Annotated in this window: 21 protein-coding genes and 2 tRNA genes; 13 read left to right on the forward strand and 10 right to left on the reverse strand. The window is 46.1% G+C overall.

The window, feature by feature from the left end; translation table 11 throughout:
* The first annotated feature begins 2 nt into the window (after positions 1-2).
* The 5 genes from sat to E3E42_RS00720 are packed head-to-tail and all read left to right on the forward strand — an operon-like array spanning position 3 to position 4,901.
* A complete protein-coding gene (sat, locus tag E3E42_RS00700) occupies positions 3-1,142 on the forward strand; it encodes a sulfate adenylyltransferase (protein ID WP_167902206.1) in 1,140 nt (379 codons plus the stop codon).
* Positions 1,143-1,171: 29 nt separating this feature from the next.
* The gene (locus E3E42_RS00705; protein ID WP_167902208.1) at positions 1,172-2,107 is read left to right on the forward strand and encodes a DHH family phosphoesterase; all 936 of its coding nucleotides are present in this window, start codon (positions 1,172-1,174) and stop codon (positions 2,105-2,107) included.
* A 5-nt stretch (positions 2,108-2,112) separates the two neighbouring features.
* Positions 2,113-3,543 (forward strand): alkaline phosphatase family protein, encoded by a 1,431-nt coding sequence (locus E3E42_RS00710; protein ID WP_167902210.1) that lies wholly within the window; start codon positions 2,113-2,115, stop codon positions 3,541-3,543.
* A gap of 55 nt (positions 3,544-3,598) precedes the next feature.
* On the forward strand, positions 3,599-4,144 hold the full coding sequence (cysC, locus tag E3E42_RS00715; protein ID WP_240913586.1) for an adenylyl-sulfate kinase: 546 nt from the start codon (positions 3,599-3,601) through the stop codon (positions 4,142-4,144).
* Positions 4,145-4,160: 16 nt separating this feature from the next.
* Positions 4,161-4,901, forward strand: a complete 741-nt coding sequence (locus E3E42_RS00720) for a sulfite exporter TauE/SafE family protein (RefSeq protein ID WP_167902212.1) — start codon at positions 4,161-4,163, stop codon at positions 4,899-4,901.
* Position 4,902: 1 nt separating this feature from the next.
* Here E3E42_RS00720 and E3E42_RS00725 read toward each other — a convergent pair whose 3' ends face one another.
* Positions 4,903-5,592 carry a hypothetical protein gene (locus E3E42_RS00725; RefSeq protein WP_167902214.1) on the reverse strand — a complete coding sequence of 230 codons (690 nt, stop codon included), beginning with the start codon at positions 5,590-5,592 and terminating at the stop codon, positions 4,903-4,905.
* Positions 5,593-6,199: 607 nt separating this feature from the next.
* On the opposite strand from E3E42_RS00725, the gene E3E42_RS00730 reads away from it, so the two are divergent.
* On the forward strand, positions 6,200-7,135 hold the full coding sequence (locus E3E42_RS00730; protein ID WP_240913587.1) for a helix-turn-helix domain-containing protein: 936 nt from the start codon (positions 6,200-6,202) through the stop codon (positions 7,133-7,135).
* 305 nt (positions 7,136-7,440) lie between these two features.
* Here E3E42_RS00730 and E3E42_RS00735 read toward each other — a convergent pair whose 3' ends face one another.
* Positions 7,441-7,965, reverse strand: coding sequence for a hypothetical protein (locus E3E42_RS00735; RefSeq protein ID WP_167902216.1), 525 nt, complete (start codon positions 7,963-7,965; stop codon positions 7,441-7,443).
* 306 nt (positions 7,966-8,271) lie between these two features.
* Here E3E42_RS00735 and E3E42_RS00740 point away from each other — a divergent pair, with 306 nt between their 5' ends.
* From E3E42_RS00740 to E3E42_RS00760, 5 genes are all read left to right on the forward strand, one after another.
* Positions 8,272-8,802 carry a hypothetical protein gene (locus E3E42_RS00740; protein WP_167902218.1) on the forward strand — a complete coding sequence of 177 codons (531 nt, stop codon included), beginning with the start codon at positions 8,272-8,274 and terminating at the stop codon, positions 8,800-8,802.
* A 131-nt stretch (positions 8,803-8,933) separates the two neighbouring features.
* Positions 8,934-9,509: a winged helix-turn-helix domain-containing protein gene (locus E3E42_RS00745; RefSeq protein WP_167902220.1), complete on the forward strand. Its 576-nt coding sequence runs from the start codon at positions 8,934-8,936 to the stop codon at positions 9,507-9,509.
* Entirely contained in the window at positions 9,497-10,255 is a 759-nt protein-coding gene (locus E3E42_RS00750) for a hypothetical protein (protein WP_167902221.1), read from the forward strand. Before E3E42_RS00745 ends, E3E42_RS00750 begins: the two co-directional genes overlap by 13 nt.
* A gap of 197 nt (positions 10,256-10,452) precedes the next feature.
* Positions 10,453-10,704 carry a DeoR family transcriptional regulator gene (locus E3E42_RS00755; protein WP_240913588.1) on the forward strand — a complete coding sequence of 84 codons (252 nt, stop codon included), beginning with the start codon at positions 10,453-10,455 and terminating at the stop codon, positions 10,702-10,704.
* A gap of 27 nt (positions 10,705-10,731) precedes the next feature.
* The gene (locus E3E42_RS00760; protein ID WP_167902222.1) at positions 10,732-12,261 is read left to right on the forward strand and encodes a flippase; all 1,530 of its coding nucleotides are present in this window, start codon (positions 10,732-10,734) and stop codon (positions 12,259-12,261) included.
* Here E3E42_RS00760 and E3E42_RS00765 read toward each other — a convergent pair.
* From E3E42_RS00765 to aglJ, 6 genes are all read right to left on the reverse strand, one after another.
* On the reverse strand, positions 12,258-13,181 hold the full coding sequence (locus E3E42_RS00765; RefSeq protein ID WP_167902224.1) for a hypothetical protein: 924 nt from the start codon (positions 13,179-13,181) through the stop codon (positions 12,258-12,260). The genes E3E42_RS00760 and E3E42_RS00765 overlap by 4 nt on opposite strands.
* A 12-nt stretch (positions 13,182-13,193) precedes the next feature.
* The gene (locus E3E42_RS00770) at positions 13,194-14,771 is read right to left on the reverse strand and encodes a hypothetical protein (RefSeq protein WP_167902226.1); all 1,578 of its coding nucleotides are present in this window, start codon (positions 14,769-14,771) and stop codon (positions 13,194-13,196) included.
* On the reverse strand, positions 14,722-15,900 hold the full coding sequence (locus E3E42_RS00775) for a glycosyltransferase family 4 protein (protein ID WP_167902228.1): 1,179 nt from the start codon (positions 15,898-15,900) through the stop codon (positions 14,722-14,724). Before E3E42_RS00775 ends, E3E42_RS00770 begins: the two co-directional genes overlap by 50 nt.
* A gap of 182 nt (positions 15,901-16,082) precedes the next feature.
* On the reverse strand, positions 16,083-17,114 hold the full coding sequence (locus E3E42_RS00780) for a DUF354 domain-containing protein (protein WP_167902229.1): 1,032 nt from the start codon (positions 17,112-17,114) through the stop codon (positions 16,083-16,085).
* Positions 17,111-17,590, reverse strand: a complete 480-nt coding sequence (locus E3E42_RS00785; protein WP_370519557.1) for a DUF1972 domain-containing protein — start codon at positions 17,588-17,590, stop codon at positions 17,111-17,113. The genes E3E42_RS00780 and E3E42_RS00785 overlap by 4 nt, the downstream gene beginning before the upstream one ends.
* 22 nt (positions 17,591-17,612) lie before the next feature.
* The gene (gene aglJ, locus E3E42_RS00790; RefSeq protein ID WP_167902230.1) at positions 17,613-18,545 is read right to left on the reverse strand and encodes an S-layer glycoprotein N-glycosyltransferase AglJ; all 933 of its coding nucleotides are present in this window, start codon (positions 18,543-18,545) and stop codon (positions 17,613-17,615) included.
* A 714-nt stretch (positions 18,546-19,259) separates the two neighbouring features.
* Here aglJ and E3E42_RS00795 point away from each other — a divergent pair.
* Positions 19,260-19,337, forward strand: a tRNA-Glu gene (locus tag E3E42_RS00795).
* A 13-nt stretch (positions 19,338-19,350) separates the two neighbouring features.
* Positions 19,351-19,428: transfer RNA gene (locus E3E42_RS00800), tRNA-Ile, on the forward strand.
* 685 nt (positions 19,429-20,113) lie between these two features.
* Here E3E42_RS00800 and E3E42_RS00805 read toward each other — a convergent pair.
* Together E3E42_RS00805 and E3E42_RS00810 are read right to left on the reverse strand one after the other, a co-directional pair.
* Positions 20,114-20,575 carry a hypothetical protein gene (locus E3E42_RS00805; protein ID WP_167902232.1) on the reverse strand — a complete coding sequence of 154 codons (462 nt, stop codon included), beginning with the start codon at positions 20,573-20,575 and terminating at the stop codon, positions 20,114-20,116.
* 293 nt (positions 20,576-20,868) lie between these two features.
* Complete coding sequence (locus E3E42_RS00810; protein WP_167902234.1) at positions 20,869-21,027, reverse strand: hypothetical protein; 159 nt, start codon at positions 21,025-21,027, stop codon at positions 20,869-20,871.
* Positions 21,028-21,148: the final 121 nt, after the last annotated feature.

A 21,148-nucleotide genomic window follows, 5' to 3' on the forward strand; every position in this document is an offset into this window, starting at 1 on the left:
CCATGGTCTCAAAGCCGCACGGAGGCAAGCTTGTCAGGAGACTCGTTGCCGAGAGAACCCGCGAGAGGATTCTGAGCGAGCAGCACGAATACCCGCGCGTCCAGATACAGCACGGAAGGGCCATAGATCTTGAGAACATCGCTCACGGCGTTTATTCACCTCTCAAGGGCTTCCTCACGAGCGACGACTTTGAGAGCGTCCTCGACCACATGCGCCTGAGCGACGACACGCCCTGGACGATCCCGATTGTCCTCGACGTTGGCGAGAGAACCTTCGACGAGGGCGACGCGGTACTCCTGTATTACGATGACCTGCCGATAGCTAGAATGCACATCGAGGAGATTTACACCTACGACAAGAAAGAGTTTGCCGTCAAGGTATTCAAGACTGACGACGTCAACCACCCCGGCGTCGCCAGGGTAATGAATATGGGCGACTACCTCGTCGGCGGTGAGATAGAGCTCCTCAACGAGCTCCCGAACCCCTTCGCCAAGTACACCCTCAGGCCGGTCGAGACGAGGGTTCTCTTCAAGGAGCGCGGATGGAAGACGATAGTGGCTTTCCAGACCAGGAACGTGCCGCACCTCGGCCACGAGTACGTCCAGAAGGCGGCACTCACCTTCGTAGACGGCCTCTTCATCAACCCCGTCCTCGGAAGGAAGAAGAAGGGCGATTACAGGGATGAAGTCATAATCAAGGCCTATGAGACGCTCTTCGAGCACTACTATCCAAAGAACGCGGCCACTCTCGCGACGGTCCGCTACGAGATGCGCTACGCTGGCCCAAGGGAGGCCATCCACCACGCGATAATGAGGAAGAACTTCGGTGCGACCCACTTCATCGTGGGAAGGGACCACGCGGGTGTCGGCGACTACTACGGGCCCTACGAGGCCTGGGACATGTTTGACAACTTCCCCGACCTGGGAATAACTCCGATGTTCATCAGGGAGGCCTTCTACTGCAGGAAGTGCGGCGGAATGGTTAACGCGAAGATATGCCCCCACGACAGGGAGTTCCACGTCCACATAAGCGGAACGAAGCTCAGGAAGATGATAATGGCCGGTGAGCAGCCGCCGGAGCATATGATGAGGCCGGAGGTCTTCGAGGTCGTGCGGAGCTTCGAGAACCCGTTCGTTGAGTGACTTTCCATTATTTTTGCGAGGTGAGTTAGGTGAACCTAATCGTCCACCACTGGGACACCGACGGAATAACCTCGGCGGCACTTTTGGTCAAAGCGCTTGACTTAGACGGGTTCACCAACATGACGGCACCGATAGGTGAGTTCCGCTTTGATGAAAGGATATGGGGGGCAATAGAAAAAGCCGAGAGGCTCTACGTTTTAGATTTCAACCTCCCGGGCGAGGTTGAGGATGTTAAGGTTCCGACCCTCTTCATCGACCACCACACCCAGCCGAGGATCAAAAATCCGCTCGTGGAGCAGGTGAACCCATCCCTCGAAGGCGAATACTACCCCTCATGCTCACTCGTCGTTTCAGAGCGCTTTGGGCTTTTCAACGCATGGACGGCCCTCGGAGCTGTGGGCGACACCGGGGAGAAGGCCTTTGAGCTGGAGAGGGTCAGAAAGCTTCTGGAAAGGGAGGGACTCTCGCGGGAAGATGCTTTAAGGCTCGTCGAGCTTATTGACTCGAACTACATCGCCATGGAGAGGGAAGCTGTAGAGGAGGCAGTTAGAGTGCTCCTGAGCCATTCGGTCAGGGAGCTCCTTGAATACGAGCCGTGGGTGAAGAAGGCAGAGGCGATCAGGGAGGCCATCGAGGGGGCGGTTTCGGGGGTTGACGAGCGGAACGGCTTCGCCATAGCCCGCTTCGAGAGCCCCTTCAACATCATCTCAAAGGTCGCCAGAAAGCTCGTCTGGAAGATGAACCATAGGGGTGCGGTGGTCATCAACGGGGACTTCCACGGAAAGGCGCAGGTGTACTTCAGAATCTCCGGAAAGGAAGCGGAGAGGATAAACATGGCCGAGGTCATAGAACGCGTTAAAGCCCTCGGAGCGAACGCGGGCGGCAAGAGGGAGGTCCTCGGCTGTGTCTGTGAGAGAAATAAAATCGAGGATGTGCTCGCGATCATCGAGGAATACCTGAGGTGAGGAGGATGGAGTTTGAAAGGAAGGTTAAGGAAGGTATGGAGCGTACGGAGAAAGTCCTCGTCATAGGCCTCGACTCCGCCCCGCCGGAGCTGCTGTTCAACCGCTTCCTTGACGACATGCCCAACGTGAAGAAGCTCCTCGAAAAGTCCGTCTACGGCCCGATGCAGACCGGCATTCCGGCGATAACCATTCCCATGTGGATGGTGATGGTTACTGGAAAAACGCCGGGCGAGCTCGGCCTCTACGGCTTCAGGCACAGGACCGGCTACAGCTACACCGACTACTGGATAGCCCACAGCAAAAAGGTCAAGGAGCCGACCGTGTGGGATTACCTCGGCGAGAGGGGGAAGAGGTCGATAATCGTTGGTGTGCCCCCAACATACCCGCCGAAGCCGATCAACGGCCACCTCGTGAGTTGCTTCATAACGCCAGACGCGAGCGTTGATTACACATACCCGAGGGAGCTGAAGGGCGAGATAGAGCGCCTTGTCGGGGAGTACATCTTCGACGTCCCCTTCAGGAGAGAAGCCAAGGACGAGGTCAAGGAAGGCATCTGGGAGATGACGGAGAAGCGGTTCGAGGTCATACGCTACCTCATTCAGGAGAAGGAGTGGGACTACTTCCACTTCGTCGAGATTGGCCTTGACAGGCTCCACCACGCCTTCTGGCGCTACTTCGACCCGAACCACCACCTCTACCCTGGCAAGTGGAACAGGTACGAGAACGTCATTCCAGACTATTACAGGCTGCTGGATAGGGAGATTGGGGAAACCCTCAAGCTCATAGACCTCGACGAGACGGCCGTGTTCATCGTCTCCGACCACGGAATAAAGGCCATGCACGGCAACTTTGCGGTGAACCAGTGGTTAGCGCAGGAAGGGCTGCTGAAGGTCAGGAACCCGGAGGTTCTCCACGACGGGAAGGTCAAGCGCTTCGAGAGCCTTGAGGTTGACTGGAAGGAAACCACCGCCTGGGGCTGGGGCGGCTACTACTCGCGCGTTTTCCTCAACGTCCTCGGAAGGGAGAAAGCTGGAAAGATACCGCTCTCCAGGTTCGAGAAGGTAAGGGACGAGGTTGCCGAGCAGATAAAGTCAATACGGGGCCCGAACGGCGAGAAATGGGACACGAAGGTGTTCTACCCTGAGGATATCTATCCGATAGCGAAGGGAAGCAAGCCGGACATAATGGTCTACTTCGACAACCTCAACTGGCGCGCGGCAGGAACCGTCGGCCACCCGAGCAATTACCTGCCCGAGAACGACACCGGGCCGGACGATGCCAATCACTCCGAGTTCGGAGTGTTCTCGATGTATCTGCCCGGCTTCGACGAGAGCAAAGCAACGCAGCTGACAATTTATGACTTCGCTCCAACCATGCTCAGGCTCTTTGGAATAGAGGAGCCTCTCGCCAGTATGCACGGAAGGAGCATTCTCTGACCTTCAATCTTTCACCTTCACAATTTACAATCACCGCTAGAGCGAGGTGGGTGGAATGGACGAGCTGAAGAACCTTGAGAATGGATTTACAATCTGGCTCACGGGGCCGAGCGGTGCTGGAAAGACTACTCTAGCTGTCAAACTTGCCAAGAAACTCAGAGAAATGGGCTACCGCGTTGAGATACTCGACGGCGACACCATAAGGAAGACCCTCTATCCGGACCTTGGATTTTCCAAGGAAGCTAGAGAGATGCACAACCGCGTCGTTATCCACATGGCCAAGCTCCTCAGCAGGAACGGGGTTATAGCGATAGTCTCGCTGATTTCACCCTACAGGGCCGTCAGGGAGTACGCGAGGAAGGAGATTGGGGACTTCATCGAGGTCTACGTCTACGCTCCCCTCGAGGTGAGAATCCAGCGCGACCCGAAGGGGCTGTACGCTAAAGCCCTCCGGGGCGAGATAAAGGGTCTGACCGGCTACGACGGCGTCTACGAGGAACCTGAGAACCCTGAGGTAAGGGTGGACAGCTCGAAGATGACGCCGGAGGAGGAGGTCGAGGCGGTCATAGCCAAGGCCAGGGAGCTCGGCTACCTGCCTTAAACTGGAGGTTAAGGCCTTGAACCCGCTGACCTTCGTTGGACTGGGCTTCCTCGTCGGCTTTCTCGTGGGCCTAACGGGGGTTGGCGGCGGGGCCCTGATGACCCCTTCCCTAATCTTTCTCGGCGTTGAACCCCTAACTGCCGTCGGAACCGACCTGCTATACGCCACCGCCACCAGAATCTTCGGCGTCTTCTTCCACGGGAGGAAGGGCAGGATAAGGTACGACATAGCGCTGAGGCTCTTTGCTGGCAGTGTTCCTGCGGTAGTCCTTGGCGGGATAATCCTCCGCGAGATAGACCGGAACGCCCTCAACGACTATCTTACCCTCCTCCTCGGGGCGATACTCGTCGTCAGCGCGGTTCTGAGCCTTCTCAAGGGTGAATTCCACGTCCCGGTAAGGCCGAGGTGGACCTACGTTTACCTTCTCGGCTTCATCGTTGGCCTGACGGTTCAGTTCACCTCCGTTGGTGCTGGCGTCATAGTCAGCTTCACCCTGATGAACGTCGCCAGGCTCGACCCGAAGGAGGTTGTCGGCGTTACGATAACCTACGGTCTGGCGCTTTCGGCCCTCAGCTTCCTGAATTACGCGGGGATGGGAAGCGTGGACTACAATCTTGCCGCCGCCCTGATCGCCGGCACCGTTCCGGGAGTTTATCTCGGTACCCACGTGAACCGGATCGCCGATAGAGAGAAGCTTAAAAGGGCCATAAACGTGATAATCCTGCTGATAGGACTGTTCACGCTGCTGAGCGAATAAATTATCCCGTTTGACTCCTTTCTTTGTTTTTGGTCCCATCTAACTTTTTCTTAAGCTCTCTTATAATTAGTTCTTTCTCTTTTAGTTCCTTTTGAAGGGTGATAATCTCCCTTTGAAGTTCACTAAGAATCATCCAGCACGTTATCCTGCCCTCGAATAGAATACGCTTCAATGGAAAATGCCTGTAGCCACGTCCGGAGAACTTTCCATCGATCTCCCCATGGACATCATCCAGAAACGCTCTCGAAAGAGCAGGCATGTCCGCCTGCCACGCCTGAAGGGCGTACAGCCTCTCCAATCCCAGCCGGGCCGCTTTGACTTCATCCACGACCTCTGCAGGGATGGGATATGCACTCTTGTTTTTCTCTTTGGCAAGGTGGTTAAGATAATCCCACCCCTGCTGGTTTATCCGGTAGAGGTACTTGTAACCACATGGGTATGTTTTTCCTTTTTTGTTTTTACAGTCTCTGGATACTTTCCTCCTCCGGAGAAAACCCATTCTGTAGAGTCTTCCAAGATCGTTTGAGATTATCTTTGGGCCCAGTCTTTTGAGGAGCCCAGGATCTTTTCGGCGTGGGAGCAGAATTGCCTGAAGGTCTGCAGAAACTGTGCGACTGTCAAATTCGTCATCGTGATACAACTCTGCGAGCAACCGCAACAACGTTCGGAAGTCCAAGAGCACATCGCCCAAGTTGGTCACCTGATCAAGTGATGACCTTCTGGGGTATTTATCTCCTTCAGAGGGGTTCAGGGATTCCCCGAGAAGTCGCGTGAAATTTTCACGCGAAGCATTTTCCTCGCGTGGCAAAAGATCCGATACAGTTGAAACTTGCAAAGGTCAGCTTTGTACATTTGGTCTCTACGCAGGGAACGCGCGATAAGTCTTCATGAATCAGGCCCCATATGAGATCTCAAAAGATGGAGAGAAACACCTTGCTGGTTCTGTTTTGCTGTATCATGTGTATCCTAAGCCTTATAAAGAAAAACATACAAAGCATACATCATGAGGGCCCCGATACTGAAGGAGAAAATACTGAGGGAGCTGGCAGTCAGGGAATACCTCCGTTAGGGAACTTGTTACTAGGTTTGAGGTTAACAGGCCTTATTTTTATTAGAGTTCTCAGATCACTGTAGAGCGATGGGGCAGTAGTCCTTGAGATGGGGAAAGTACGTGTCCTTAACAAAAGGGCCCTCCTCTATGTGTGGGGGGCAGAAAAGAGGAAGATTTCCAGGTCAAGCTCGCAAAACTTGTCTAAAAAACCAAAAGTGTTATATATAATACTTCCTAATTTTTGGACATGAAAGCCCTATCAAAAATCGAGGTTAGGGTACTTTTGAAACTTAGGGAGGAAAGGAGCATAACCGAGCTGGCCGGGGAACTGGGCCTGTCAATCTCCCGAACCTCAGCTCTCGTTGCATCCCTCGAAAGAAAGGATCTGATAAAGACTGAAAGAATGGGCAGGCATAAAACAGTATCGTTAAGCGATGCAAAAGCCGCGGAGCTTTTTAAGATGGTAGTTTTCAAGTTCCACCACATGTGCCTTGAGAACATCCTGACCGGGAAGAATCTCTCCCTTCTTGCGGTTCTCAAGGACACCCCGTTAAGTGCTTACGAGCTCTGCATAAAGAGCAACCTTTCGAGGAGCACCTTCTACCATGTAACTGGAAGGCTGTCCAATTACGGCATCATTGGAAAGAAAAATGGGGAGTATTTTCTGATTGAAAGGTATAGGTTGTTCCACGAGTTTGCCAGGGAATTCTATGAGCTGCAGAATTCCATCAAAGCGAGGGGGTTCTCCGCTGATTCTGTCGTGGTGTGGAGCGGGGTTGGGGAGTTCATTCTATCAACAGGTGAGTACAGGGGGAAAGACGTTGGAAACTTTCACCTAACTGGGCTTGAAAGGTTCGGTGATTTTGGAATGGAGCTTATTGGGACCGGGCAGTATCACTACTACTATTCTGAAAATGTAAAGAAACTTTCTCTGGAAGAGATCGTTGTGCATGCGCTGCTCATTGATTTTAATCCCCGGACGATTCTGTATTCAATCGTCCTTTTGCTAGCGTATAGGGATAAAATAGATCAGAAAACTCTTTTTAAACTCTGCAGGAAATACGATGTCAGCGTGAGCGGATTGTTGAAATACCTCGAAGGCAAAGAGGTTAACAAATACCCTTATCCATCCATGGAGGAAGTGAAAGAAATCTTCAAAATGTACTTTGGTGAAAGGAAGTGAGCGCGGTAACCAGGGAGAGGATAATATCCGAGCTCCATCTGCTTGAGGAGAAAGCCAGATTGCTGCACATTGAGCCCCTGCAGGTCTACTTGATTGGCGGTGGGAATTAGGGCTTTTACCTTCTGAGAGCGGGGGATAGGAAGGATTAGAAGGATTAGTTTGATGGAGCCCGAAAGAGTTAAAAAGATTAAGACTATACAAACCATTGGAAGCAGTGACCAATGTCAAAAATTTCACCCGCTCCCCTGTGAAGCCTGTCCGATGATAGGAGGGGGCGGATGAGCGGGTGTGTCCTTTGGCTCTTTTTAATGTTTTAATCCTCTTCTCCGGAGATTAACGTAATTATCCGCTACCGTTATCAGAATACTCCTCTGGATGTAATACTCCAGCTCTTTCTCAATTTGCTTCTGTGTTACGACATCTTTTTCTTTTTGTGCCTTCCATAGCTTTCGTTTTAGCTCCTCTATAGCCGGGGCGATATCTCCTTCCTTTACAATTGAAATCTGCATATCTTCAAATCTATCCACAACCGCTCTCCAGAGCTTGTCGTCCACCATAATTTCCAGTCCAAAACGGGCATGGTATTCAACATCCTCCCAGAAGTAGTGGTCGATTTTGGTGTGATATTTAATTTCGAGGTAGTATTTTTCCAGGGCTTTTTCCAGTTTGGGTTTGAATTCGTTTTTTAGGTATTGATTCCGGTTTCTTTTAACTTCCCTGAAATGTCTTATCCCCCTGAACTCCCTTACAATTTTGGGTAGATCATCGTAATCTGCTATTACAATTGCAGCTGCTTTGTTGCTTTCATCAATGGCGATTACAACCGGCATATGTGATCCATGGTTAATTGCATGGGAAATTTATAATAATTTCTTCGGAGGCCAGTTGGCTCACGGGGCTCTTTAGGTTGGCATTGCCTTTTAAAAGAGCTCTTATGCCGCTTCTGCCGTGCTGGCGGTTGTTTTATTTTCAATAATTCTGTGAATGAAGTGTGAGTCCGCTACCCTGTATCCCCAAACAATGCCGGTAATGTTCCCCCAATAACACGATAAGTTTTTATTTTCCTGGATAGTACTGACGGCGGTGGGAATCTGGCCCTTAGGGGGCTTAAAAGTGCAACAAAGGATATTGACGTTGTGGTAACAAACGGGGGACAGTACTCTCTTCTGGAGGCTCTCCTGGAAACTCCTGTACCAAAACTTCCAGTCTATTTGAGGCAGTACCGTTCTCAATGGGACTACACTCTGGGGATGAGCGCTAGATATATGCACCCCCTACATGAGTTTAACCTTGATGTTTTTGTCAGGAGAGTTCTTAACAGGCTGTACCTGTCTGAGAGCATGGTTTCAAGGGCTGAGGTTCCCGAAGATTTTGAATCCCACGAGTTCTTTAGAGTTTGTCTTGTTTCAAAAGAGGATATTTTCCTGTTTAAAAGTATAACTTCAATGGAACGGGTGAGGGACGTTGAGGATTTGATCGCACTTGTTGAAACCGGGCTGGACTATGGGATAATCATTCAGGAGCTTGAAAACCAGCTTTCCGGGGATGAGTCCCTTAAGGATTTAATCCCTTTAATGATGCACCGTGTTGGCCTTTTAATGGAGCAGATTGGGACTGTGAAAGGACTCATTCATCTTAGGGAATATTTGGAGGAAAATATGGGGTGACTCTCATGAGCGAGAGGCGAGCCAGCCCTGTAGAAGAGTGCTAAAGGGACAGGGATAGTTTTTGCTGGGTCTGTTTTGCTGTATCATGTGTATCCTAAGCCTTATAAAGAAAAACATACAAAGCATACATCATGAGGGCCCCGATACTGAAGGAGAAAATACTGAGGGAGCTGGCAGTTAGGGGGGATACCTCCGTTAGGGAACTTCTGGCCAGGTTTAAGGTTAACAGGCCTTATCTTTACAGAGTTCTCAGGTCACTGGAGAGCGATGGGGTAATAGTCCTTGAGATGGGGAAAGTACGTGTCCTTGACAAAAGGGCCCTCCTCTATGTGTGGGGGGCAGAAAAGAGGAAGATATTCCGAGTCATTAAGGGGGTGACTTTCAGGGTGAGGCCCAGGGAGGTCAGGGACTTTGTGGTGTTCTCTGGAACGTCAGCGCTTTGGGTTCTGGGAAAAGTTATGGAGCCGAGCTTTGGGACTGCGTATATTAGAGTGGAGCATTTTGAGAAGTTAAAACAAATTGGACTCAAACGCGAGGGGTATCCAATCAGGTTCTACTCATATGATGAAGGGGTTTTTAACTATACGGTGAACATACGGGGATACAGGCTGCCGGTGATTGAGCAGGTTATTGCCGATGCCCTTGGGGAGGGGGTGTATACGAGGGTCATTGAAGACGTGCTGGAGGAGATAGAATGGAAGAGATAGCGGTGAGAAGCTGGGACAATCCGATAATCAGGGAATCCCATGAGTGGATGCTGAAAGTTGGCAGGGGCTTGAAGGAAGAGCTTGTACTGGTCGGGGGCTGGGCCACCTATCTTCAAGCCCGGAAACTGGATAGCAGGGCTCTGCCGTCTCTGGATATCGATTTTGTTGCTTTGAGGGAAAATTTTGGGGCTATTGAAAAACATTTGCTGGCCAATAACTTCGTGCCGGTTAGTTTCAGGTATATCAAATATTATCGCGAGACCCTGGACGGGGAATTAAGGGAGATAAGCCTTGAAGAGTCCAAAGAGATTCCTCCGTACGAACTTAGAGAACTGTTTCTGGACATTTTGTGGGATGAAAAAGTGAGCCCGATGAGCTTTGCACATCCCTACGTTAAGGTGCTTTTTGAAAAGGAACTCTATGACGAAATTGGAGATCTTAGAGTAGCCCTTCCTGAGGTCATCCTGTCAATGAAGTTCCTGATAGAGAAAAACAAGTACAGGGGGCAGAAGCAGATAAAGGATCTGGTTGACATTTACGTGCTGGCCACTGCTCCCGGGGAGCTGGACTTCGGGATATTTAAACTGCTGTACTCCCATGAAAAATTCAACTTGGATTGGGTGATTCGATATTTCAAGGAGAATGAGGAGTTCCTGGCTTCAGTGGGGCGGGAACTGGGGATAATATTTGATAGGGAGGAGTTTTTATTCATCATCAACGAGCTGAAAGAGGCCTTGGGGGGATAACCTATGAGTGAGGCAAATCAAACCCTGTATGTTGCATGGGAAATAGTTATTTTTCTTTCAATAACTGAAAACTTATTAAGATCACACTCCATCAAAATGTTAGGTGAACTGGAACGTTTAAGATAGTCCGCCTCTGTCTGGAGAGCGGCTTACCCGAGCCCGAGTTTAGGGAGGAAGCTGGAGGTTTCGTTGTCCTTTTGAGGAAGGACATTTATACAAGGGATTACCTGAGAAAGCTGGGTTTAAATGAAAGGCAGATTAAGGCCGTGCTCTACGTGAAGGAGAATGGGAAGATCGGGAATAAGGAGTATCAGGAGTTGTTTAATGTTTCGAGACAGACGGCAACAAGGGATCTGAGTGATTTGGTTAGATTGGGAATTTTCAAACGTGTCGAGAAAGGGAAGTATAAGCTAAAGACTCACCGTGAGTCAAATATGAGTCAATCATGAGTCAAATGAGTCAAAAGGTGAAATCCCATGAGCGAGGCAAGCCAGGCACTGCAGAGGATTGCCAGGGGGACGGGGATCGTTTTTGCCGGGACTGTCATTTCAATGTTCTTCGGGTTTTTGAGCAGGGCGGTTATTGCGAGGTACTTTTCCACTGGAGAGTACGGTGTGTTCAACCTGGCATTGACCGTCCTCAACATCGCCCTTGTGATAGCTATGCTAGGCTTCCAGAACGCTTTACCGAGGGAGGTCGCGTTTTACAGGGAAAAAGAACCCTCGAAGGTTAGAGACTTGATTTCAACGGCCCTGGTGATCGTGGCATTGAACAGCGTAATCTGGACGGCCGTCCTCTTCGCCGGCGCGGGGGACATCTCCCGGCTCTTCGGCGATGAGAGGTTGGCGGGAGCGCTGAGGATAGTGGTCTTTGCCTTACCGTTTTGGGCGCTGACAGGGGTCATTATTTCGGTATCGAGGGGCTTTGGAAGGGTCAGGGAGCAGGTGTATTTTCAGAATATAATCTATCCACTACTGTTCATGGTCTTCGTTGCGGTCGGGGCATTTTTGAAGTTCCCGTTTGATTTTGTGTTTGCGGCTTACGTTATCTCATGGGGCCTGACGTTTCTGGCTCTGGTATTTAGTAGTTGGAAGGTTGATCTGCTTAAATTCACGATTTCATTGAGTTCAAAGCTCGGAAAAGAGCTGGTTAAATTCTCAGTTCCCCTCATGCTAACTGGTATTGCTGGTTTTGTAATGACGTGGACTGATACTTTGATGCTTGGTTATTACCTGGGTTCTGATGTTGTTGGTCTGTATAATGGTGCTGCCCCGATTGCCAAGCTTTTGCCGATATTTTTGAATTCTGCGGGGCTGATTTTTCCACCTTTGGTTACTGTCCTTTATGTTCAAGGAAAGCTTAAAGAAATGGGCAGGGTTTATCAGATACTGACCAAGTGGATATTTTTGGCTACTTTCCCATTATTTTCCCTGATCTTTTTATTCCCTGAGCCCACTATAAGCCTCTTCTTTGGAGCTAAGTATGTTTCAGCGGCTCCGGCACTTCAGATTCTGGCTTTGGGTTTTATGTTCCACACGTTTTTGGGGTTAAATGGATGGAGCTTAATTGTCATCGGGGAGAGCAATTTTATAATGTACTCCACATTAATTTCCGCAGTAATAAACGTTGTTTTGAACGCGCTCTTAATCCCAAGTTATAATATCGAGGGCGCAGCTATAGCCACTGCTGCCTCATATTTTGTAACAAATGTTTTGAATTCCCTCAGGCTTTATCAGAGGACTAAAATCCATCCCTTCAGCTGGAACTACGTTAAGCCGCTAGTTATTAGTTTTGTTTTGTTGGGATTGATTCAGAGCCTGCATTTGAAAGTGCCGAGTATATGGTATGCTATCCCGGTTTTGATTGTTTTTCTTGCAGTGTATATGTTCCTGGTTCTTTTGAGCAGGAGCATTGACAAGGAAGACGTTGAGCTATTTTTAGCGATAGAAAAGAGGTTGGGGGTTGATTTGAGAGTGATAAAAATAGTATTAAAGAGGTTTGTTTAGACCTTGCCCTTGAGTTTTAGGTTTTTTATTGCTTTTTTTAATCTTAAACTTTCAACGTCTCGTCTTTTTTTTGGTCTCTCTATTATTAGCCAAGGAACTTTTACCAAGGGGTTAATTCTAATACCTTTAGGATGACCATAGACGTTTATCGGGATTATCCGGTGCAAACGCTCACCAAATGCTTCTCCATGATCGGAGGTTATCACTATTTTCCCATCAAGTATTTTTACAAGTTTTTCGACATATTTAAGTGCTATCCTAAGGTTTTCACGATAAGCATGTTCAACAATATCTATTGGTAGCCTGCCTTCTGCAACTAAGTCCCATACAGTTCGGTCCCTCCATTGCATAACCCCATTCAACACAGCCTCTCGATGTTTAGAGAATCCTGTCTCTTCAGGCAATCTCAACGTCAAATATGGGAAGTGAGGTTGCATGAAATGTATTATAAAACGTTTGGTAGGATATTCTTTGAGAGCAAGTTTCGTGTATTCGTAGACTGTTCTAGGATGAACAGTATTCAGGTTATCATCCCAACCGTCTTTCCATACGGGTATTATCTTATAGAATTTCCCTTTAAGCAACATATCAACAAAAGGATTGGCAGTTATATACACAATGTTTTTAAATTTTCCCTCTCCAAAATTGTTTAGTAAAAATTCTGCTGTCATAGAACCTTTGGAAATCCTGTATTCAAGTTTCCCTTGAGTATAAAGTCTTGTTTTTTTTATTTCTTCTTTGAAGATATCAAAACGACATGCATCAAGAATTATCAAATGATTCCAATATTCCGACATCACAGAGAACCCTTTATTCGTTCTATAAACCAACGGGCCTACATGCCATACAAATACATTTTTCCACCAGTGAGGATCTGTGCCATATCTTTTGATTGTTGATAGTTTGCTTAGGTACTTCAACATATACACCCCCTACTCATTTATCACGCGGTTCTTTAGCACTATAGTAGATAGTCCATTTGAATATACTACACTATTCAGCTTTGACAGCTGGTGAAGAATTCTATCTACATCCCATCCAAGATATCTCTCCATTCCGGAAAGATACACTTTTTGCCCAACAGGCAAGATAACATAGTTTGCTTGCTTAATAGATATATTAATGTTAGGATATAAAAAATAATATATCCCACCATGCTCCCTAACACCGTTGCTCATGATGAAGAATATAGGGGGATAATAATTTTCCACATGAACATTCCATTCTTGTGGTGCAACACGAGCTGGGAAAGAGACTAAAAGCAATACGGTAAGGAAAAATACAGAGGATATCCTTGCTATTTTTGTGTCTTTTTTACTGAAATACCGAGCAACTAGAATTCCAACGATTAAAGACACAGCAAGGGCAGGCCTACCAATAAATTGCCCAAACGAAAATCCAAATACGAGAAGAAATACGCCAGCAGAGATAAAAAACGAAAATATTAAGATCCAGTAACCAAAAAATTCCCTTTTATATTTTTTCAGGAGATAAATAGCAAACAACAATAAAAATGCATTGTACAAAATATTAATTATGGAAGGTATATGAATATTCAGGGGCTTTATTGAGGACGATGTAACAACAGCCCCGCCTTCTGATTTGAATAGATGGAATATAATTTTGTCTATTTGTTGAAGATATACTAAAGGCATTTTTAGAATATAACTTGGGCCGAATGATGATATAAAAAAGATGCTATATGCAGTTAGTATAATGAGGAACACGGCTATCTGTGTTAAAATACGGGGTGCTGATTTAGAGTTGCCAGTGAGAAAAATATTTCTCCCATAGTAAAGTGTAAATGCAATGAGCAACATTAACATGCTCTCAGGATGTGTCACAACCGTCCCACAATAAACCAAAGAAAACAGTATAAAACCCTTTTCAGGCGAGATACTTGTATTTAGCATTATAATTAGTGCCGTTATAAGAAGTATCTGTCCAAAAAGCTGGGGAGAAAAATACTCAAAAGAATAAATAAAACCCTCCGAAAATAATATCAAGAGATACACGCCTACCCACCGTGAGCTTTTCCCCAAAGTGACCAAGAGTAGTAAAAACATGATAGTTAAAAGAACATACAGAAAAGATGCAAGCTCTATTCTTAGTGGTACCTTAACAAGAACACTAACTATGCCGACTATATATGAAAACCCCGGAAATGCACTATAATCAACGTGCCTTGCTAATTCGAAGTCTCTCCTAAGTAAAAGTGACGTAAGTTGTAACATTTTTATTACGTCGGGATTATTTGTTATATTTGGATAAAACGAAATAGGAACAGCAAGGAAAATAGACGCTCCAACAACTCCCGCAAGTGATATGCCTAAGTCTTTGAGAATCAATAGTCCCAGGATAATAACTATGAGTATCAGAAGTGAAGCAATGTAATATGTTTGAAGATGATAGTATATTCTGTAGTATTCCCTGAAGAGATACGTCCATACGGTTGTCATGTTAATAAACAGGAGAATTACTATCAATAATTTCCATAAGTCCCTCCTCATTATTGCCCATCTCCACTATGCTTGTTGTGTGTTTTTTCTTTGCTAGTTTTTTTGCATTGTGTCCGAGTCTTCTTCTTATTTTTGGGTTCTCTATTAGATATTCAATAGCCTTTATGAACTCTTCGTTTACGTCATCTACTATTATTGCATGTTTACCATTCACCAAATCCAAACCCTCAGCACCCTTCTTAGTCGTCACTATTGGAAGACCCACACACATATAATCAAGCATCTTAAGCTTAACACCAGCTCCTCTTTTAAGAGGGACAATTGCTATGTCACAGGAAGATAAGAATTCGTGAATATTATCAACAAAACCAAGTGAAAGAAAATTATCCTGCCTTAGCTTTGGGGATCCACTCCCGAAAACTACAAATTCACATTGGTATTTTATCTCTCTTGCTATGTACTCCTTTATAATACTCATGGCCTCCTTATTTGGTAGGTATCTATATGACCCATGAAAAACAATTTTCATGTTTTTGTTATTCTTTTCTCTCTTGACGTTTTGGCTATTTGATATTATGATTCTTGGCTGATTGATCTTTATTTTCTCAGGGAGTATTATGTATCGCTCTACAAACCTTTTTTTATCCATTTTTGAGATTGCGATAATTTTGTCTGCTTTAACAGCAAAAGTCTCAAATAAAGTAACGAAAGGGGATAGTACCCATAAAAATGTCACTTCATGTTCAAATACACTTTTTTCTGAATATCTGTCTGCTTCAACATTGTGTGCAATATAGATCATCTCAGCGTTTAATATTTTTGAAAGAATATACGTGCTAATTGCTCCGAAGGGACCATTTAAGGCTAGTTTTAACTTACGTTTTGCTTGCTTTACTACTCTAGCTAGTCTAAACAAGTAGGGGAAGTTTAGACCAAGCAATAAACTTCCTACACCTCCAAATGAAGGAAAGATATGACATAGTACTTTCTTATTGTTATTGTCAGACTGCTGAGAAGGTGTCAAAATTATTATTTTGTTTCCCTGTTTCAGAAAATCATCGATTATAAACCTAACATATACTTCTCCACCTTTTTTGGGATTTAAGATGTCCCCTCTAATGGGGCTGATTAGGATAACTGTCTCTGTCTCCTCCGACATACCAGCTATCACCCTCCACATAACCTTCTTCGTAACACATTGTCAAACCGATGATTTTTTGTAGCATAATAGTGTAATTGCGATGAACATTGATATTAATCTATCTATATTTATATATTTACTTTGAGCACAGATAAGTTCTTTAATATTCACCATGCAAAAAGAGGCAATAAGAAGATCTAGATTAACCATATTCATCCCAATTACCTCCAGCTTTCATTAATTATGTGCTCGATAACTGAAATTATTTCATTCTTGATTTCTTTCGCCTGTTCGAACTCTGCATTTCTTCTTTTATTCCAATTTGAGACAACATACTCAACAATAATTTTAGGATCTCTGGAATGAAGGAGTAGCTTCCTTCCTATTAAGTCTCTATCAATTGCAAGCAACGTCTTTCCCGGGAAAAAAGAAACTGCAGAGACCCCAAGTAGTGCTGCCTCTCGTGCCATTGTGCCAGAACCCGTTAGTACTGCACGTGAATAATAGGATAAATCTAATCCATTTAAGGGCTTAGGGGGGATGTATACGTTATAACCCCTTGCCAGTTGCTTTTCTGCTTTGTTTCTAGGAAGATAAATTATATTAATCCCCTCCTTATTAAATAATCTAAGTAATTCCGGAACAATTGACTCTTTCTCTAAAACATAGTGGGAGGCTAATGATTCCGGTCTCAAGACTATGTAATCCTCGAATGGTATCTTATTCAAGAAATCTGGATCTGGAGTGTAATCTGAAATTGAAACATGTTCTTTGTACCCAGGATAAGTAAGAAGATCCTGCCCAAAGAATTTAGAGAATTCCTCATAGGCTACTTCCGGAACAAGAACGTACTTGGCAAGTTTTTTTACTTTATTTTCTAATCTCTGAAATGTGCTCTGGGGAGCATTAAGTTTAACATCATTGTCTAAAATTATGATTGACGTCTTTCTCCGCAAGTATGCGCTAGGAATGGGCATAACATTTTCCATTGTTACAACAGCATCAAATTTCGGAGCACTCAATGCCAGAAGAGATGTTCTCATTCCAACGGATAACGCTTTTTTGATAGGATTGGAGGAGTCACTTAAAATAGGCTTGGCTTGAAAACCGAGAGACTGTAGCAATTCTGGAACTTCTCCGCGTCTCCAACAGGTTAATTGTATCGGATAGTTATCCTTAAGCTCCGAAATTATTGGTTTAAAAAATGGTATCTCCGCGGTATTTGCAATATCTATCCATATTTTGCCCGTCATGAAGCAAACCCCCATGTTATTTCAGAGGACTTCAAGTACTTGGTTGAAATATATAGAGTTGGCATCAGATAGATAGGCACAAAGCGGCTCCGTTTTATGAGCCTGCGCCACTCCACACCGTCGGGATTTATGAGGATTTTCTTTTTAGCCAGCCGTCCAAGTATTGCAGCCACAGAACTGTCAGGTCCCAAAAAATACATGACTTCAATATCCGTTTCATGTTTTGAGAGCATATATGCTGTGTTAAGAAAATCATTAATCGAGGGTATACTTGTGCTCTTGCTCTCAACCGCGGGAGAGTGAACCCTTATTATTCCTTTGTAGTCATCTTCAAAGAACTTACTGTCCTCATGCATTACGTAGAACTGGAAGTCTCCCCTCAGCCTCATGGTGAGCTCTTCTACAAAGGTCTCTGTTCCGCCATACTTTGATGGGATCCCCCTAAGCCCGATTACTGCAATATTGCCTTTGAGCACCTTATCACCCGGGGATAGCTTTTCATTGGTTTTTATCGTTTCTGTATGGTGTAATCCGCCTCATGTCTCTCCTCAAACTTGCCATACTCTTAAATATGTACCCCGTCACAAACCCGAATATCACCATGTTGATCCCTGTGATGACGAATATCGACGTCAAAGGTGCCAGCAGGTAATGTGTAACCCCCCTCTGCCATTCTTCAATCACGTAGAACCCCATGATAAACCCGACCAGCAGTGAGATGAACCCCAGGAGATAGAGGTATTTGCCGGGATTGTACCGTATCATGAGCTCGATTATAGTCCTCCCAATTCTCCAGCCGTCCTTTATCGGGTGAAGGTTTGCCTGTCCTTTCCTTTTCCGGTAGCTTATGGGCACCTCTGCAATCCGAAAGCCTTTGGCAATGGTCTCAACCGTCAGCTCGGTCTCTATCTCAAAGCCGTGTTTCTCCAGCTCCATGCTCTTGTAGAGTTCTTTGGTGAATGCCCTGTACCCGGTGAGGAGGTCATGAACTTTCACCCCGTACATGAACCGGAAAAGGGCGTTGAATATCTTGTTGCCTATGAGGTTAAGCTTGGTGAAAGCCCCGTCCTCGTAATTCTCCAGTCTATTCCCTATGACGTGGTCTGCTATGCCCCTTTCAATGGGCTGAAGAAGTTTCTCAACGTCCTTCGGATCGTAGGTGCCATCACCATCAATCATGACAATGACGGGAGTATCAATCATCTTAAAAGCTTCAGCAACAGCCTGCCCTTTGCCCTTGCCGCTCTGGAGAACGACGGTTGCACCCTTCTCTCTGGCTATCTCCCGGGTTCTGTCGGTGCTGTGGCCGTCTATCACAAAAATACTGGTATAACCCAATTCCCTGAACCCATCAATAACTTCTCCTATTCCATCTTCCTCGTTCTTGGTGGGGATGAGTATTGTAACATCTTTCGGAGAGAGCTTCTTCATTTGATTGCCTCCCAATTAACTGCGGTGCAGCCCGGAGTGATTTTAGCTTGCGGCGTTTCATGTACTTTGTTCTGTTCTAGGATTGTAGGCCGTTAGGGGTATGCTGTTATAATTGGCAACTCTTTAAATCTTAATAAGCTTTTCGCCATAACGAAGTTATGGACATTGAAAATCATTAAAATGGGGCGGTAATCTGCCGGGTACATAACTTTTGGGTGCTCCGGAGGCGTGAATAATCGTATTGATGGTCCCCGTGAAGCCGTGAGGTGCGGCTGTTCTCGGGTATAATAGCATCTGCCCTTAAATCTGTTCCTCTCACTGGAAGAATGTGAGAAGCACGTGCAGGCGGGCCCGGAGTGAAGTTCCACTCCTCGCAAACCTTTCCTTGCAATCGCGGTCCATGTTCCGTGTGGTCCATGAAACCACTTGGGTCTGGTTTGTTTCGGGGTAAAGCTTTCGCTTCGGTCTCCCCCGCACAGTGCTCCTCAAATACTCTTAGTGGTTTGGACTATATAAAGTTATGCTTTTATTTAAAGCAAAATTTTCGGCCAACTGCTTGCAATAACTTCATGAAATTGGGCATCTCGTCCGGTGGGTCATTCATGATGTGGCAGATCCCTTTCATGCGTGCGGTCCCGACTCTGCCTGCTCCGGAGACGGCCAGCGAACTACCGAAAACTTTTTAAACCCTCGCTCCTCCCTAATCTCGGACACGCCCCGGTGGTGTAGCCCGGTCAATCATGCGGGACTCTCGATCCCGCGACCCGGGTTCAAATCCCGGCCGGGGCACCAGAATCCTTCTCCTGGGCCCGTGGCTCAGCCTGGTCAGAGCGCCCGCCTGATAAGCGGGAGGTCCGGGGTTCGAAGCCCCGCGGGCCCACCATAACAGCCCTTGCTTGCGCAAGCGCTGGCGGAAGAACAAGTGCCTTTTCTAAGGTGCCCATTTTGGAGGGGTTTATCCTCCAGGGTGCCAGTTCTTAGAGTGTTTCACTCTCCAAAGGCGCCCTTCGGGCGCCGAAAAATAAAGGTGAAACGGATTTAAAGGTCTTGTTTGGCAGTTAAACCCTTATTGGGGTCAAAATTAAAGCTGCACGGCTGATCTTTTGCAAATTTGGGATCTTTGGTCAAGCTTTGTTAAAGCTTGTTCGCCTGCGCGACGTCGAGGGACGCCAGTCCCGCAGAGTTTGATCAAAGTTCGTGGCTCTTCTTGAAGTGCAATTCTTGGCGTGGTTTTCTCGCTTCAAAGCCAACGTTTTGGTGGGGAACCCTTTGATTTCATTGAACCCTTGGGGAGAAAAACCAAACCCCGAACACGAGAACGCAAAGAGCCACCAACTTTGGTGAAACTTTGCACTGCAAAGTTTCAGCGCTGGCGGAAGGGTAAGTGCGTTTTTCAATAACTTCGTTTTTGAGAGGTTTGCGCATTACATTTTTCTCCTTCAAGCCTCGCCCTTCAGGGGCGTGGAGGAGGTCAGTTAAGGCGAGAAAAATAACAAGATGGAGGTGCTGGGAAGGCCTTTGTAGTTAGGGGAAGCAGATAGAAAAGTTTAGGGATAGTGATGCACATACTATAAAAGGTCAGTGGAGTTCTCCAAAAAATTTTGCAAAAATGATAGACCATTATTAATGCTCTCCTCGGTTATGGCACCCCTGCGAACTTTGGTCTTTTTTGATTGGAGGTCTTTGAGGGGATAAATCTCAAAGCCCAGCCTGTCCCTAAAGTCTGTATCAAAAGTAAGTATCTTATTTATCCCCATTTTAATCATGAAATACGTAACCCAGGCATCAAAAAGATCAAATTCATTGCTAAATACAATGTTCCTGCCACTGTTTCCGTATTTTTGAGTTATACTTCTTTTAGTTTCTATTTTAGTTGCCAGGAATTCAAACTCAAAAAGGGAAACACTCAGAGCTATTAAGTAATCCGGATCTGTTTTGTTCTCCAGAAAATTAAATATCTCCTGCTTATCTTTTAGGTCATCTTTTCTACTGACGAGGGCCTCTACCTGCAGTGGGTTAAGCAATAGCACAAAATTTTTTGGAAACTTTAGACCCAGCTCCAGTATCCTCTCAAAAAAAGTTTTTGCGACTCTCTTTCCGTGTTTCTTTATTAGTTCATTCGTTGTTTCCCAAAGGGTTGGCCAGCCAATAAAAAGACAACATTATGGGAAGAGATAGGATTATCAAGAAACTCCCTGGATCTTTCATGATACTGGTCTTTTGGGTCACAGAGGGAAATTAGAAAGCTCGTGTCCACGTAATACCAATCATTTCTCTGGGCGTGATTAGATCCCATTAAATCCCCTCACCTTTAGAAACAATGCTAAAATAGACTAATCCCGTTGTCTTCAAGGTACTTTCTAAACTGTATGCTGCTTATTTTTTGAACTTCTTTTGCTTCTCTGTATATACTGGTATCCCTGAACATCCCCTTTGCTATTGCCTTTCGAAGGGTCGTATCTTTTTTGTGCATTCCCCCCACCACAGTTAGTTGGGGTTGAGAATATTTAAGCATTTCTTTCCTGTGCACATGGACAAAAATCGAAACAGCATGTCCGAGCTCCTAAAAACATAACTTGCTGACTTAACGGAAATACTTTCCG

The organism is Thermococcus sp. JdF3, assembly GCF_012027495.1.
Lineage (GTDB): Archaea > Methanobacteriota_B > Thermococci > Thermococcales > Thermococcaceae > Thermococcus.

Bases quoted from the DNA above. Each gene is read 5' to 3' on its own strand.
- E3E42_RS00770 (WP_167902226.1), bottom strand. From the start codon at position 14,771: ATGAGGAGGGACTTATGGAAATTATTGATAGTAATTCTCCTGTTTATT.
- E3E42_RS00745 (WP_167902220.1), top strand. From the start codon at position 8,934: ATGAGGGCCCCGATACTGAAGGAGAAAATACTGAGGGAGCTGGCAGTT.
- E3E42_RS00760 (WP_167902222.1), top strand. From the start codon at position 10,732: ATGAGCGAGGCAAGCCAGGCACTGCAGAGGATTGCCAGGGGGACGGGG.
- cysC (WP_240913586.1), top strand. From the start codon at position 3,599: ATGGACGAGCTGAAGAACCTTGAGAATGGATTTACAATCTGGCTCACG.
- E3E42_RS00750 (WP_167902221.1), top strand. From the start codon at position 9,497: ATGGAAGAGATAGCGGTGAGAAGCTGGGACAATCCGATAATCAGGGAA.
- E3E42_RS00780 (WP_167902229.1), bottom strand. From the start codon at position 17,114: ATGACGGGCAAAATATGGATAGATATTGCAAATACCGCGGAGATACCA.
- E3E42_RS00775 (WP_167902228.1), bottom strand. From the start codon at position 15,900: ATGTGGAGGGTGATAGCTGGTATGTCGGAGGAGACAGAGACAGTTATC.
- E3E42_RS00730 (WP_240913587.1), top strand. From the start codon at position 6,200: ATGAAAGCCCTATCAAAAATCGAGGTTAGGGTACTTTTGAAACTTAGG.
- E3E42_RS00710 (WP_167902210.1), top strand. From the start codon at position 2,113: ATGGAGTTTGAAAGGAAGGTTAAGGAAGGTATGGAGCGTACGGAGAAA.
- E3E42_RS00735 (WP_167902216.1), bottom strand. From the start codon at position 7,965: ATGCCGGTTGTAATCGCCATTGATGAAAGCAACAAAGCAGCTGCAATT.
- aglJ (WP_167902230.1), bottom strand. From the start codon at position 18,545: ATGAAGAAGCTCTCTCCGAAAGATGTTACAATACTCATCCCCACCAAG.
- sat (WP_167902206.1), top strand. From the start codon at position 3: ATGGTCTCAAAGCCGCACGGAGGCAAGCTTGTCAGGAGACTCGTTGCC.